This is a genomic window from Halomonas sp. (assembly GCF_052095695.1).
In the GTDB taxonomy this organism is placed as follows: Bacteria; Pseudomonadota; Gammaproteobacteria; order Pseudomonadales; family Halomonadaceae; genus Vreelandella.
The window spans coordinates 39,707-54,756 of the sequence record NZ_JBQDLQ010000004.1 but is presented as its reverse complement, the minus strand read 5'-3'; the positions used below and the strand labels follow the sequence as shown (position 1 = coordinate 54,756).

Genomic DNA, 15,050 nt, shown 5'->3' with positions numbered 1-15,050 from the left:
CCCTATCCAAATAACCATCCAAGGAGCGAACGATGAGCTTATTAATCAAAGGCGGCACGGTGGTCACTCACGCCGACACCTACCGGGCCGACGTGCTCTGCGTAGACGGCAAGATTCATGCAATTGGTACGGATCTAGACACCCCTGAAGGTTGTGAGACGGTTGATGCTAGCCATCAGCTGGTAATGCCAGGCGGCATTGATCCCCACACCCATATGCAGATGCCGTTTATGGGCGCGGTGGCCAGCGAAGATTTTTACACCGGCACCGCCGCGGCTATGGCAGGTGGCACCACAACGATTATTGACTTTGTCATCCCAAGCCCCGGCCAGTCACTGCTGGAAGCCTTCGAAACCTGGCAAGGCTGGGCAGAAAAAGCCGCCACTGACTTTGCCTTTCACGTCGCCATTACCTGGTGGGATGAAAGCGTAAAAGAGGAAATGGGCACGCTGGTGCGCGAGCATGGCGTTAACAGTTTCAAACATTTTATGGCCTATAAAGGCGCCATTATGGCCACCGATGACATTCTGGTGGAAAGCTTTTCGCGCTGTTTAGAGCTAGGCGCTATTCCCACGGTACATGCCGAAAACGGCGAGCTGGTGTACCACATGCAGCAGAAATTGCTCGCTCAAGGCATTACTGGGCCAGAGGCGCACCCGCTTTCCCGCCCGCCTCAAGTAGAAGGCGAAGCGGCTAGCCGCGCGATCCGCATTGCCAGCACCCTAGGCGCGCCGGTGTACCTGGTACATGTTTCTACGAAAGATGCGGTGGATGAAATCGCCTACGCCCGCCAACAGGGCCATCAGGTGTTTGGCGAGTGTTTAGCAGGCCATTTACTGATTGATGACAGCGTCTACCAGCACGCCGATTGGGCAACGGCAGCGGCCCACGTGATGAGCCCTCCCTTCCGGCCCAAGGGCCATCAAGAAGCACTCTGGCACGGCCTGCAATCCGGCAACCTACAAACGACCGCTACCGACCACTGCTGCTTCTGCGAGGAGCAAAAAGCAGCCGGCAAGGATGACTTCACCAAAATCCCCAACGGCACCGCCGGTGTCGAAGACCGCCTGGCAGTGCTGTGGGATGAAGGCGTTAACACCGGCCGACTTTCGCCCCAAGAATTTGTTGCCATCACCTCGACCAACACCGCCAAGATCTTCAATCTCTATCCACGCAAGGGTGCGATTCAAGTCGGTGCCGACGCCGATATCGTGGTGTGGGACCCCAACGGCACCCGCACCATCTCCGCCAAGACCCACCACCAGAACGTCGACTTCAATATCTTCGAGGGTAAAACAGTCCGCGGCATCGCCCGCCACACCATCAGCCAGGGCAAATGGGTATGGCGCGACGGTGACCTGCGCGCCGAGCGCGGTGCAGGCCGCTACCTAGAGCGCCCCGCCTACCCCGGCATGTTTGAACTGCTGGCCAAGCGCGCCGAGCTGAATGCCCCGGTAGCCGTTAAACGATAACAGCTGTTTCTATAAAAAACGGAGGCTCGACCGTGACTAGCCCACTGAACCATCTACCCAGCGCCAAAGAGGTCGGCACCTACGACCCGGATACGCTGGCAAGCAACTTTAGCGATCTTCACCCACCGCTGACGCAGCGACAGGCGATAATCGAAAGCCAGCGCTGTCTTTACTGCTTTGATGCGCCCTGCATTGAGGCCTGTCCGTCGGAGATCGATATCCCAAGCTTTATTCGCCAAATCAGCGACAGCAACATCAACGGCGCGGCAGAAACCATTTTGGAAGCCAATATTCTGGGCGGCAGCTGTGCTCGGGTGTGCCCTACTGAAATCCTCTGTGAGCGCAGCTGCGTGCGCAACCACGACGCCGAGTGCCAACCGGTGCTGATCGGCCTGCTGCAGCGCCACGCCACCGACCACATGCAGTTCGATGGCCACCCATTCAAGCGGGCTGCCAGCAGCGGTCGCCATATCGCCGTGGTAGGTGCCGGGCCGGCTGGGCTCTCCTGTGCCCATCGACTGGCGATGCTCGGCCACCAGGTGAGCATTTTTGAAGCCGAGCAAAAGCCCGGCGGGCTCAACGAGTACGGCATTGCCCGCTATAAGATGACCGATGACTTTGCCCGCAAGGAAGTCGAGTTTCTGCTCGAAGTAGGCGGCATCGACATCCAGTACGGGAAACGATTGGGCGACAACCTGGAACTTGCCACCCTGCATCAAAAGTACGACAGCGTCTTCCTCGGCTTGGGTCTGGGTGCCAGCCGCGCCTTAGGGCTAACCGGCGACGATGCGCCCGGCCTGATGCCCGCAGTGGACTACATCAAAACGCTGCGCCAAACCGACGACCTGGGCAGTCTCGCCGTGGCCAAGCGCTGCATCGTGATTGGCGCGGGCAATACCGCCATCGATATGGCCACCCAAATGACCCGCCTAGGGGCCAACGAGGTAACGCTGGTCTACCGCCGGGGCGTTGAGGCCATGTCCGCCACCGACCACGAGCAGGAGATCGCCAAGGCCAACGGCGTGCGCATGGTCACCTGGGCGCAGCCGGACGAGATCGTACTGGATGACCAGGGCCGCGTGACCGGTATGCGCTTTGCCAAGACCCATGAGCAAGACGGGCGCTTAGCTCCGACAGGGGAAACGTTTGAAATTGCCGCCGACGCAGTTTTCAAAGCGATTGGCCAGGGCTTTGACAGCCAAAGTCTCAGCGACGCCAACGCCGCGGAGCTTGCCCGGGACGGCGAACGCATTCACGTCGATGACATGTTCCGCACCTCGCTTGCGAATGTTTATGCGGGTGGCGACTGCGTGAAGCCCGGTCAGGATCTTACCGTACAGGCCGTTCAGCACGGTAAACTGGCGGCGCACGCCATTCATCAGGCGCTTGCCGCCAAGCAGGAGGCCGCATGAATACGACACCTTTCACTCCCCATGCTTTTCCAGGCAAAAAAAATAGCGGCGACAGCATGGCCAACGGCGTTGATCTGTCGGTGAACTTTGCCGGCATCAAGGCCCCCAACCCATTCTGGCTGGCCTCGGCGCCGCCCACCGATAAAGCGTATAACGTGGTGCGCGCCTATGAGGCGGGCTGGGGTGGCGTGGTGTGGAAAACCTTAGGAGAAGAGCCCGCCGCAGTGAACGTGTCCTCTCGTTATTCGGCCCACTATGGCAAAAATCGCGAGGTGATCGGCTTTAATAATATCGAGCTGATTACCGACCGCTCACTGGAGATCAATCTTCAAGAAATCACCCAGGTGAAGAAGGATTGGCCCGACCGAGCGCTGATCGTCTCCATCATGGTGCCCTGCAATGAAGAGGCCTGGGCGTATATTCTGCCATTGGTGGAAGCCACCGGTGCGGACGGCATCGAACTTAATCTGGGCTGCCCCCACGGCATGCCGGAGCGTGGTATGGGCGCCGCAGTAGGCCAAAACCCAGACTTGATTGAGAAAGTTACCTATTGGTGTAAAAAACATTACTCGAAGCCAGTGATTGTAAAACTCACGCCGAATATCACCGATATTCGCGTGGGCGCACAGGCTGCATTGCGCGGCGGTGCAGATGCGGTGTCGCTAATCAACACTATCAATTCAATCACCAGTATCGATCTGGACGATATGGTCGCAAAACCCACGGTGGGCCATCAGAGCACCCACGGCGGCTACTGCGGCAGCGCCGTGAAGCCCATTGCCATGAACATGGTGGCGGAAATCGCCCGCGACCCGGCGACGCCAACACTACCCATTTCCGGTATTGGCGGTATTTCTAGCTGGCGGGATGCGGCGGAATTTATCGCCCTGGGGGCAGGCAGTGTACAGGTGTGTACCGCCGCGATGCTCAATGGCTTCCGCATTGTTGAAGAGATGAAAGATGGCCTCTCCCGCTGGATGGCGGAAAAAGGCTACGATTCGATAGAGGCATTTTCGCGTAAGGCGATACCGCAAACCACCGACTGGAAGCACCTGGATATCAACTTCAAGACCATCGCCAAGATTGACCAGGATCTGTGCATCGAGTGTGGCCGTTGCTATATCGCCTGCGAGGACACTTCCCACCAGTCGATTGCCAAGCTCACTGAGCAAAACGGTGTGCGTCGCTATGAGATAATTGAAGAGGAGTGTGTGGGGTGCAACCTCTGCCAGATTACCTGTCCGGTGGAGAACTGCATCACTATGGTGCCTCAGGAAACCGGCAAACCCTTCCTGGCCTGGGATAATGATCCACGCAATCCTTTCCAGGTCGCCAACTAAAGCGACTTAAACGGCCTAACGCCACCGCTCTCACTGCTCAAGAGCGGTGGCACTTATTGCAACACACCGTTCCTTCAACAAATAGCGACATAGCACGGCATCCTTGAGAACATGAGAAATTATCGCATATGCTATTTTTTCTTATAAATGTTTTTTATAAAGGAAGCCTGATGACGTCTTCACTTTTCTCCCCCATTTTTACAAAAACGCTCGCGGCAACGCTGCTTGTCTCAATCGCTGCCGCCGCTAATGCCGACCAGCGCATCGCTACGTTTGACCTAGGCAGCCTGGATACGCTTGATGCGCTCGGCGCCAGTGAACAGGTAGTCGGTCTTCCCAAGCAGAGCCTGCCTGATTATTTATCTGCATATAGCGGCGATGCTTATACCGACTTAGGTGGACTAAAAAACCCTGATCTTGAAGCCATTACGGAAAGCGAACCAAGTCTACTCTTTTATACCGGCCGCCAAAGTGACTGGGAAACCGAGTTAGCAGAGATTGCTCCGCTGCTGAATACCAGCTTACAAGGTGATGATTACCTAGCATCCTTCGATGAAAATGTTCGTCAGATCGCCAGCAAGATCGACGCCGAAGCGCGTGCCGAAGAAGCCCTCGAAGCATTGCACGCCGATATTGAAGCCCAGCGCGAAGCTCTCAGCAACGCACCGCGTACGCTGGTGGTGACACACAACGGCGGCAACTTGATGCTTAATCAACATCCGGTAGTGCATGACGTATTGGGCGTTGCAGCCCTGGAAATGCCCGACAGTGTCACCAGCGAAACCCGTGGCACGCGCACTTTCACACCACTTTCTGCTGAAGCCATTGCTGAGATCAATCCCGACGTGGTGCTAGTGATTGACCGCAGCGCCGCGATTGGCGATGAACCCGCCGATGTGGACGCGTTAACCCAAACGCTTTCAGACGCGGGTGCAGAAAATGCGCGGGTCATTATGCTAACACCCGCGCTGTGGTATCTCTCCGGCGGCGGTCTACAAAGCCTTGCGCTGCAGATCGACGAAGTCATGGCAGCGCTAAACTAAACGCTCTCGGCTAGTCGGCGTGGATCTTGATTCGGTACAGCACGCAGTAAACCACTGGCAGCACCACGAGGGTTAACAGCGTAGCGACACCGAGGCCACCAATTAACGCAACTGCCATGCTGGCGAAAAAGGCATCGCTTATCAGCGGTATCATTCCCAGCATGGTTGTCAGCGCAGCCATTGCTACCGGACGAACACGGCTGACAGCCGCACGGACGACGGCGTGGTAACGATCTTCATGTAACGGCAGTTGCACATTGATCTCTTCCACTAGCACGATGGCATTTTTAATCACCATGCCGATCAAGCTCAGCGTGCCCAACAGCGCCATAAATGAGAAGGGCAATCCGGTTATCAGCAGCGCGCCGACGACACCTATAATGGTCAGCGGCACTAGCGACCAGATGGCCAACGGTTGGCGGAAATTATTGAACAGCACCACGGTGAGAATAAACATCATCACTATCCCCAGTGGTAGTGACGCAAATAGCCCACTCTGCGCTTCGCCAGCGGTTTCAAACTCTCCCCCCCACTCCATTCGATAGCCTGTCGGCAACGCCAGTGATTCTACCTGAGGACGGATCTCCGCTAATACGCTGGCGGCGGTCACTCCGCTTAACGGATCCGGCTCTCCGTACACTGCCAACATTCGCTCGCGATTGCGGCGCATAATCAGCGGATCCGCCACTTGGGTAGTGATGTCGCTGATCACCTGGTCGGCGGTAATATAGCGCCCCTGCTCTTCGCTCCAAACATTGAGCGAGCCTAGGTTGTCCACATCATGGCGCTGCTCGGGAATCGCTCGTGCCACCATCGGAATTAAGTCGCTACCGTCGCGATAAACCCCCACCTGGCTGCCGCTGGTACTCAGTGCAAGCGTGGCGGCCAGGTCTTCGCGGGTAACACCCAACCGACGGGCAGTGTCCTCCATAAACACTGGCTTAATCGCCTGTACCCGGTTGCGCCAGCTTGTACGCACGCTGGTCATGTTGGACGTCTCGCGGAACATGGCCTCCACTTGGTCGCCCAACCGGCGCAGCACTTCCGAGTCGCTGCCGTAGAAGCGCGCCTCTAGTTTGGCTTTTGGAGCGGGGCCAACTTCCAGCGGGGCAATCTTGTAGTCGATATCGCTATGGCTGCGTTTCAGTACCTTTTCAACGTCGGCCATGCGCTCGCGCTGAGTCGCTTTATCGTCGGTTTCAATAATGAGCTGTGCATAGCTTGCGTAACGGTCTTCCGGCGAGTAAGTGAGCGTAAAACGCTGTGACCCGCCGCCTACGGTGGTGGTCAGGCGGCGAATGCCCGGCATCTCCATCACCTTCGTTTCCAACTCGCTAACGCGGCGCTGAGTCTCAAGGATATCGGTGCCTTCCGATGTGCGGTAGTCGACAAAAAAGATAGGGGTGTTCGAAGCAGGGAAGAAGGCATTTTTGACTGAGCCAAAGCCAAACAACGCGCCAGCCAATAGTGCTACTACCAGCATCAACGTCACCCAACGCCAACGAATGCCGGCAATGATGACGCGGCCGACCAGACGATAAATAACGCCTTTGTAGGGATCCTCTTGACCATCGCCAGGAGCGACATTGTGGAAAAACAGCTTAAAGTAGAACGGCGTCAATGTCAGCGCGGTAATCCAGCTCAGCAGCAGCGAATAGAGCAGTACGAAGAATAGCGAGCCGATGAATTCACCTGTCGTATCTGGCGAGAGTCCAATGGGCGCAAAGGCCGCAATTGCGATCAGCGTTGCCGCCAGCAGTGGCCAAGCGTTCTGACGGATTACCTGATGCGCCGAATCGCGAATAGTGCTGCCGCGCTTTAATCCCACCAACATGCCCTCGGTTACCACTATGGCGTTATCCACCAACATGCCGAGGGCAATAATCAGCGCACCAAGGGAAATTTTTTCCAACTGTAAGCCGTGAAAGCGCATTAGCATAAAGGTGCCGATAATGGTGATCAGCAGAATAAAGCCCATCAGCAGGCCGCTACGCCAGCCCATAAACAGCATCAGCACCACGATCACGATGGCCACCGCTTGGATCAGGCTCACCAGAAAGCCTGATACCGCGTCATCGACCACCTGAGGCTGGTTGTAGACGGTGTTCAGCTCCATTCCCAGCGGTGTGCGTGCCTCTAACGCCATCAACCGATGCTGAAGCCGCTCGCCCACCTCGACGACATTGACGCCACTTTCAAAAGAGATGCCCAGCGAGATCGCCGGACGCCCCATGTCTCGATACAACTGCTGGGGCTGCTCTGCCAACCCACGTGTAACCTCTGCGATATCGCTTAGCCGCACCAGCCCACCGTCACCTTCACTCACAATGAGTGCGCGCAAGTCCTCTATATTCGCTGCGCTGCCCGTAGGCGTGATACGAAACCGCTGACCATCCTGTTTGAGATGGCCTGAATCAGCTACTGCATTTTGAGTATCGAGCAGTTGTTGCAGGCGAGTGAGGGGAATATTCAGCGCGCGCAACCGTTCGCGGTCGACCTCAATATAAATGCGCTCTTCGTGCTCGCCGCCTAGTGATACCTTCTCAACACCGTTTACTAAGGTCAGCTCACGCTTGAGGAAGTCTGCGTGGTCGGCCAGGTCAGGCATGCTGTAACCTTCGCCGGTCAGGTCGACCATGAAGCCAAAGACATCGCCAAAGTCGTCGTTAACCCGTGACTGACTGGCGCCCGGCGGCAATGCGGCCTGGGCATCCTGAACTTTGCGGCGAAGAGAATCCCACAGTTGCTCCAACTCCTCATTCTGAACCGTACTTTCCAGCTCAACGGTAATTTGCGAGAGCCCATCGGAACTCACCGAGCTAACGCGCTTTACCGACGACATCTCTTGGATAGACTGTTCTAGCGTAGAGGTAACTTCTTGCTCAACTTCTTCAGGTGTCGCGCCTGGGTATTGCGTGGTGATGAGGGCGTTACGAATAGTGAATTCGGGAAATTCCAGTTGGCCCATGCCTAAAAATGACAGCGCGCCACCTGCCAACAGCACGACGGTCATTAAATAACTGGCCGCACGGTGGCGCAAAAAGTAGTCGACCATGTTAAAGCCCCTGCTCTTTTTCCCATGGCGCCACGTTGGTATCCGCCGTTATACGGTGGGCGCCGGCCGCCACTATACGATCGCCCGCCGCCAAGTCGCCGTTAACTTCCAGCCCATTCGACGTTAATTGCCCTACCCTTACCGGCACTGCCTCTACCTGTTCTGAGCCTGTATAGCGCCATACCAAGGCCTGGCTAGCGTCTTCGCCCGCATAGCTCACTGCTTCAGGCGGCAGGTGCCAAACCGGCGTAGCATGGTCGGATATAACATGGTTGGATGGCAGCGCACTTAAATCCAGCCGTACATTGGCACTCATACCATCCAATAGGGTGATATCGTCGGGCTGGGGGAGCGTTAGCGTAACTTCATAAGCCAAGCTCTGTGCGTTGGCTTGTGTGGTATAGGACGCTAATTGGGCAAGATAGGGTTTGTCGCTGTTTCCGAAGCGTACTTCATACGCTAATTCATTCCCTAAGGGAGTACCGCTGCTACGTGGCATCCGCTGAACAATTTGCTCAGGCAGATGAAACACCACGTCCAACTGCCCCGGCTGCTGAATCACCGCAACGGTTTCCTGCACCTGAACAATTTGGCGGTTATCCACCGGTACTTGGGCAATCACCCCATCGTAGGGCGCGCGAAGCTGGGTATGCGAAACCTGTTCTTGGGCTTGCTCAAAGGTAGCGCGGGCAGCCCGCCACTCGCTCTGCGACTCATCAAACTGGGATTGACTGATCGCACCGCGCTCCAAGGTATAGCGCATGCGTTCTAGCATTGCCTGGGCTAGCTCTAGGCGCGAGCGAGCACTATCCAACTCGCTCTGCACATTGCGGTCATCAATACGTGCAATTACCTCGCCCTCGCTTACCTGCTGGCCAGGGTTCACATTGAGTTCCAGTAGCTCCCCCGCCATACGAAACGATAAATTGCTGCGTGTGGAAGCTTCAACCCGTGCTGGAAACTGGCGTAAAGCAGTGGCATTTGCCGACTGTAGCGTCATCAGTTTCACTGGCCTTATCGTATCGCGGGATTGCGCCAGTGGTTGCTCGCAGCCCATTAGCATCAGCACAATTAATGTGATTGGCAGGAAGCGGAGAAAAGTAGCAGGCACGGTAAACTCCTTGAGGACGATCAGTACAGCTTGTCAAAGCTAACGTTAGGCAGCACCAAAATTTAGAAAACATAGCGGAATAACGTATACATTTAACTGACATTCATGAATGTCAGTTAAATGTATAATAATCAGCATACGGCGACTTTGCTATCTATCAGTGCCAAAATACCGCTAATTATATGAATAGGGGCCGCTATGACCCGTCGTAAGGCAGACTCTGAACGTACCCGAGAAGCGATTCTCGACGCTGCGGAAACCACCTTTCTTGCTCAAGGTGTTTCGCGCACCACGCTTGCACATATTGCCCAGGCGGCGGGGGTGACAAGGGGAGCCATTTATTGGCACTTTGAAGATAAAGCGGCTGTGTTCGATGCGTTGTTGGAGCGCGTAAGACTCCCGTTGGATGGCATTGTCGACGATGCAGTACAGCGGCTCGGTGCCACGCCAGCCGAATGCCTGCGCGAAATAGCTCAACGCTCACTGGCAGGAATTTGTCATGACCTTCCGCTGCAGCGGGCAGCCACCATCGTGCTGCACCGCTGCGAAAAATTGGATGATGAACACCCACGCATCTGCATGATCACCCAGCTCCCCAAACACGCTGAAGCACAAGTGGAAGCATTATTTGAGCAAGCTCAAGTTGCGGGCAGCTTACGTGCCGACCTCACGCCAGCCAGCGCCCGTCGTCAGTTTCATGGCTTTTTAATTGGCGTGTGCTTTGATTGGCTTCATGATACTCAGCAATTTTCATTGGCAGATGAGGGCAACGCCATCGTAGAAACGTTAATGCGTGGGCTTTTAGTTGAGAAAACACACTCAATCTAGCCATACTGGCACACGGCTTGCTTACTATATTGGCTGAATGCCTTCCACCTGGAGCCTGCCATGAACCACTCTGACTATCCTCTCAGTGAAGTCCCCCTCAGCGCCCGCAAGGGCCTGCTCTCAACCTCAGCGGTGCTGCTCGGCTTTACTTTTTTCACTGCCACCATGTGGGCGGGCGGCACCCTGGGCCAAGCCTTTACCATCAGCCAACTGCTCTGGATCATACTGATTGGCAATTTGCTGCTAGGAATATATGCGGCAGCCCTTGCTTATATCGCCTGTAAAAGCGGGCTAAATTCAGTGCTAATGGGTCGCTTCTGCTTTGGCGAGAAAGGCAGCAAACTCTCTGACTTCATTCTCGGCTTTACTCAAATCGGCTGGTACGCTTGGGGCACGGCCACTATCGCGCTGGTATTGGTACGCACCACCGGGATGCCGGAATGGCTGGAAATCCCCTTAATGGTGCTATTTGGGTTTGGTTTCTGCGTCACCGCCATGATCGGCTATAAAGGTATGGACTGGCTCTCTCGCTTCGCCGTGCCCGCCATGATGCTGTTTATCGTAATCAGTCTGTTCACCGGGCTGGTCGATGTGCATGGTTACGCGGGGCTAAGTCAGCAAACGCCCACGGAGAGTATGAGCGTAGCGGCGGCGATTACGGTGATTATCGGCACGTTTATTAGCGGCGGCACGCAAGCCACTAACTGGAGTCGCTTTGCCAAGACCCCAAAAATTGCCGTCCTCGCGACGTTAGCGGCGTTTTTTGTCGGTAACGGTTTAATGGTGCTGACCGGAGCCCTAGGCACCATGATTTATCAACAGGCGGATATTGTCGATGTGCTGATCGCCCAGGGGTTTGTCACCATCGCCGTACTGATGCTGTTTCTCAATATCTGGACCACCCAGGACAACACCATCTACAACTTCGCCGTGGCGGGCTGCAACTTGCTGCGTACAGAGAAACGCCGTTTGGTCACGGTGGGTGGCGCAGCGATTGGCACCGTGTTAGCGGTGGGCGGTATGTACAACCTGTTGATTCCGTTTCTGGTGCTATTGGGAACGTTCATTCCCCCGATGGGTGGCGTCATCATGGCGGACTTCTGGCTCAAACATAAAGGCCGCTACCCGGCGTTAGATAGCGCCCGGCTACCTGATTTCAACCGCCGAGGCTTAGCCGCGTATGCGTTAGGCGCGGGGGCGGCTTACTTCTCACCATTACTGCCGCCGTTGGTCGGTGTCGCAGTGGCAGCCGCCAGCTACGCCGTGCTACTGCGCTTAAAGCACGCTACGCTGAGCGATAGTCTTTCATCAACTGCCAAACAATAAGTGAGCCTTTTTTCTATGCACATGCAGATTATTAACGCCCGCCTACGCCAGCGCCCAGAACTTTACCGACTCGAGAGTGAGAACGGCATTTTCACCGCCATTACCGCCCAAGACGCACCGCAAATCGCGAGCGAAGGGCAGGTTGATGCAGGCGCCAAGCTCGTTTGCGCCCCCTTTATTGAGCCCCATATTCACCTAGATGCCGCCCTCACAGCAGGTGAGCCAAGCTGGAACCAAAGCGGCACCCTATTTGAAGGCATTGAGCGCTGGAGTGAGCGCAAGCCCATGCTCACCGAAGCGGATATTCGCGAGCGGGTACTAAAAACGCTTAATTTGTTGATTGGAAACGGGGTTCAATTCGTGCGCACCCACGCCGACACCAGCGATCCAAGCCTAGTTGGCTTGAAAACCTTGTGCACGCTGCGTGATGAACTGAAGGATAAGATTGATATCCAGGTGGTTGCCTTCCCGCAGGATGGCCTACTTTCTTACCCCGGCGGTGATAGGCTAATGGAAGAGGCGCTGGAAATTGGCGCTGATGTCGTAGGCGGTATCCCTCACTTTGAATACACCCGAGAGCTGGGTGTGGCTTCCATGAAACGGGTGATTGAGCTGGCGATCAAGTACGACCGCTTGGTCGACGTACACTGCGACGAGATCGACGACCCCAACTCGCGTTTTCTTGAAGTACTGGCCTGCGAAGCGCTGTTTAACGACCTGGGCAGCCGCGTGACCGCCAGCCACACCACCGCCATGCACTCCTACGACAACGCCTACTGCTCCAAGCTATTTCTGCTGCTCAAACGCTCGGGCATCAATTTTGTCTCCTGCCCTACGGAAAGCATTCATCTGCAGGGACGCTTTGACACCTACCCCAAACGCCGCGGTGTGACCCGGGTAAAAGAGCTCAACGCAGCGGGCATTAACGTCTGTTTTGCTGAAGATTCCATCTTTGATCCCTGGTACTCGCTGGGTAACGGTAAGCTGTTAAGAACGCTGGATTTCGGCCTGCATATCTGCCAAATGATGGGCTACCAGGACTTCAGCCAAGCGCTATCGCTGATTACCGATAACAGTGCCCGCACGCTTAATATTGAAGAGCGTTACGGCATCGAGGTCGGCAAACCGGCCAGCTTTAATCTGCTGGAGGGTGAAGACGACTACAGCGTGCTGCGCAATCAAGGCGAAGTGCTTCTTTCCGTACGCCACGGCGAGATCATTATGCAACGCGAGCCTGCCAAGATCACCACGCCCCCATGGCTTGGCTAATGTCTCAAAGGCACGTTAGATTAGTCATTTAACCGTCTAATATTACCGACGAATGTTAATGCTGAATATTAATAACCAAGGGAACCCAAAATGGGCATCGAAACCGTTCGCCAATTTTTTGCCGAGCACGCGCCAGATGTAAACATCGAAGTGCTTGAAACCAGTACCGCCACCGTGCAACTCGCCGCTGATGCCCACGGCGTCGCCCCAGGCCAAATTGCCAAAACCCTGGCGTTTAAAGTCGGTGAAAAACCACTGCTCATTGTGGCCAGCGGCGACGCACGAATCGATAACCGCAAGATACGCGACACCTTCGGCGGCAAAGCCAAAATGCTTGACGCTGAAACAGTGATGGAACTGACCAGCCACCCAGTCGGTGGCGTTTGCCCCTTTGGCCTCGCCACCAATTTGCCGGTGTATTGCGATGAATCGCTCCACGCCTATGACGAAGTTCTGCCCGCCGCAGGGTCGCCCACAAGCGCCGTGCGCCTAAGCCCAAAGCGCTTAGCCGAGCTAGTCAATGCAGAGTGGGTGGATGTGTGCAGGTTGCCGGAGAGTGTTAGTTAAACGCCCTCCTCAATGGCAACGCTTACTTAATATCCAGCAAATAACCATAAAACGCCGTATTACGCTGCCAGCCCAGTGATTCATAAAGATGTTGGGCACGCTCGTTCTCTACCTGGGTCATGAGTATCAAACGCGCTACACCATGATCGTGGGCTAGCCGTGTGGCGGCTTCCATTAGCGCTCTGCCTGTGCCCTTATCACGGCAGTCCGGCAACACAAATAGATCATTTAGCGTCCAGCGTGCATTCAAGCCCACCGTGGAAACGCCAGGATAAAGCTGCACAAAGCCGGTGAGGGTACCTTCACTGTTTTCGCTCACCAAAATAAATGAATCCCCTAAGCCCATACGCTGACGCAGAAAATCTCGCGCCGCCTGAATATCACTCGACTGGGCATAAAACTGGCGATAACCATCGAGTAAGGCGCTAAGCGGTTCTAAGTCACTGAGTACTGCCGAACGAATGTTAGCCATAAAGGAAACTCCTTAAGTGTGGTTAATCACCACAGCTTGCCGCTATAATGGTCTACGATAAAGAGCCACTTTTCGCTAAATTGAGGGAACCAGTGAAACGACGAGACGCCGCTAGCGATTGGACTGTTGAGGTACCTCGCGATATAACATAACCAAGTGCAATAGATTGAGGCTAAAGCACCTTGTGGTGAATGCTTATACTATTCTGATCGGCAAGCTTGCTCTTCTGCAGCTTATGAACACAGCTCACATGACGCGACGTCGACTTTCCACGATGTACGCTTCGCGCAGTTGCCGCGATACCTCACCAGGATAGCCGTCACCAATATTGACATCATCGATTGCAATGACCGGCGTGACGAACGAGGACGCTGACGTTACGAAGCACTCCTTGGCGCTCTGTGCTTCCGCGACGCTGAATGACCGCTCCTCGACACGCAAGGAGAGCGACGCGGCGACCTCTAGAACGACGGCGCGGGTTATTCCCGGCAGGATAGCGTGAGAAAGTTCGCGCGTTACCAACACCCCCTCGTGAGTCAGCATCCAGGCATTATTCGACGCCCCTTCTGTTACCACACCACTCTCAACCAGCCAAGCGTCATCGGCACCAGCCGCTTTCGCTGCCATTTTGGCCATTGCGGGGTAGAGCAACTGTACCGTCTTAATGTCACGCCGGGCCCAGCGCCAATCAGGCTGCGTCGCGACGCGAATGCCTTCTCGGCCACTACGACTTTCAACCAGCACTTTGGCCTGGGTAAACAGCACCAGCGTGGGCGGCGTTGCAGCCTCTGGATAGCCAAAATCACGATCACCGGCACTGCCTCGAGTCAGCTGTAGATAGACCATGCCTTCTTTGAGCGCGTTGAGCCGGATCAGCTCGCGATGAATCTCCAACAGTTTATCGTCACCCCACGGCAAGGCCATCTCGAGCTCTACCGCTGAGCGCTTCAATCTCTGCATATGGCCAGGGAAATCGATTAGCTTGCCGTCCAGCACCGACGAAACCTCGTAGACGCCATCGGCGAGCAGAAAGCCGCGATCAAAAACCGATACTTTGGCGTCCTGTTCCGCGACATAGTCGCCATTCACGTAGACCGTGCGCTGTGTCATCTCATGCTGTCTCTATGTATGTCTTTATGTTCATGCTTATCTCTG

12 protein-coding genes are annotated in these 15,050 nt (G+C 55.5%); 8 read left to right on the top strand and 4 right to left on the bottom strand.

Annotated elements, in window-relative coordinates; genetic code table 11:
• The first annotated feature begins 32 nt into the window (after window positions 1-32).
• From hydA to ACTH5D_RS01570, 4 genes are all read left to right on the top strand, one after another.
• Complete coding sequence (gene hydA, locus ACTH5D_RS01585; protein ID WP_441667907.1) at window positions 33-1,472, top strand: dihydropyrimidinase; 1,440 nt, start codon at window positions 33-35, stop codon at window positions 1,470-1,472.
• Window positions 1,473-1,504: 32 nt separating this feature from the next.
• A complete protein-coding gene (locus tag ACTH5D_RS01580; RefSeq protein ID WP_441667906.1) occupies window positions 1,505-2,884 on the top strand; it encodes an NAD(P)-dependent oxidoreductase in 1,380 nt (459 codons plus the stop codon).
• Window positions 2,881-4,224: an NAD-dependent dihydropyrimidine dehydrogenase subunit PreA gene (gene preA / locus ACTH5D_RS01575; protein WP_441667905.1), complete on the top strand. Its 1,344-nt coding sequence runs from the start codon at window positions 2,881-2,883 to the stop codon at window positions 4,222-4,224. Before ACTH5D_RS01580 ends, preA begins: the two co-directional genes overlap by 4 nt.
• A 170-nt stretch (window positions 4,225-4,394) precedes the next feature.
• Window positions 4,395-5,267 carry an ABC transporter substrate-binding protein gene (locus tag ACTH5D_RS01570; RefSeq protein WP_441667904.1) on the top strand — a complete coding sequence of 291 codons (873 nt, stop codon included), beginning with the start codon at window positions 4,395-4,397 and terminating at the stop codon, window positions 5,265-5,267.
• 10 nt (window positions 5,268-5,277) lie between these two features.
• Here ACTH5D_RS01570 and ACTH5D_RS01565 read toward each other — a convergent pair whose 3' ends face one another.
• Entirely contained in the window at window positions 5,278-8,322 is a 3,045-nt protein-coding gene (locus ACTH5D_RS01565; protein ID WP_441667903.1) for an efflux RND transporter permease subunit, read from the bottom strand.
• Window position 8,323: 1 nt separating this feature from the next.
• On the bottom strand, window positions 8,324-9,433 hold the full coding sequence (locus ACTH5D_RS01560) for an efflux RND transporter periplasmic adaptor subunit (protein WP_441667902.1): 1,110 nt from the start codon (window positions 9,431-9,433) through the stop codon (window positions 8,324-8,326).
• A 198-nt stretch (window positions 9,434-9,631) separates the two neighbouring features.
• On the opposite strand from ACTH5D_RS01560, the gene ACTH5D_RS01555 reads away from it, so the two are divergent.
• From ACTH5D_RS01555 to ACTH5D_RS01540, 4 genes are all read left to right on the top strand, one after another.
• Window positions 9,632-10,261 (top strand): TetR family transcriptional regulator, encoded by a 630-nt coding sequence (locus tag ACTH5D_RS01555; RefSeq protein WP_441667901.1) that lies wholly within the window; start codon window positions 9,632-9,634, stop codon window positions 10,259-10,261.
• Between the two features lie 60 nt (window positions 10,262-10,321).
• Entirely contained in the window at window positions 10,322-11,587 is a 1,266-nt protein-coding gene (gene codB, locus ACTH5D_RS01550) for a cytosine permease (protein ID WP_441667900.1), read from the top strand.
• 15 nt (window positions 11,588-11,602) lie between these two features.
• A complete protein-coding gene (gene codA, locus ACTH5D_RS01545) occupies window positions 11,603-12,856 on the top strand; it encodes a cytosine deaminase (protein ID WP_441667899.1) in 1,254 nt (417 codons plus the stop codon).
• A gap of 90 nt (window positions 12,857-12,946) precedes the next feature.
• The gene (locus ACTH5D_RS01540; RefSeq protein ID WP_441667898.1) at window positions 12,947-13,423 is read left to right on the top strand and encodes a YbaK/EbsC family protein; all 477 of its coding nucleotides are present in this window, start codon (window positions 12,947-12,949) and stop codon (window positions 13,421-13,423) included.
• Window positions 13,424-13,445: 22 nt separating this feature from the next.
• Here ACTH5D_RS01540 and ACTH5D_RS01535 read toward each other — a convergent pair whose 3' ends face one another.
• Together ACTH5D_RS01535 and ACTH5D_RS01530 are read right to left on the bottom strand one after the other, a co-directional pair.
• Window positions 13,446-13,895, bottom strand: a complete 450-nt coding sequence (locus tag ACTH5D_RS01535; protein ID WP_441667897.1) for a GNAT family N-acetyltransferase — start codon at window positions 13,893-13,895, stop codon at window positions 13,446-13,448.
• Window positions 13,896-14,141: 246 nt separating this feature from the next.
• Window positions 14,142-15,005 carry a D-amino-acid transaminase gene (locus ACTH5D_RS01530; RefSeq protein WP_441667896.1) on the bottom strand — a complete coding sequence of 288 codons (864 nt, stop codon included), beginning with the start codon at window positions 15,003-15,005 and terminating at the stop codon, window positions 14,142-14,144.
• Between the last annotated feature and the right edge of the window lie 45 nt (window positions 15,006-15,050).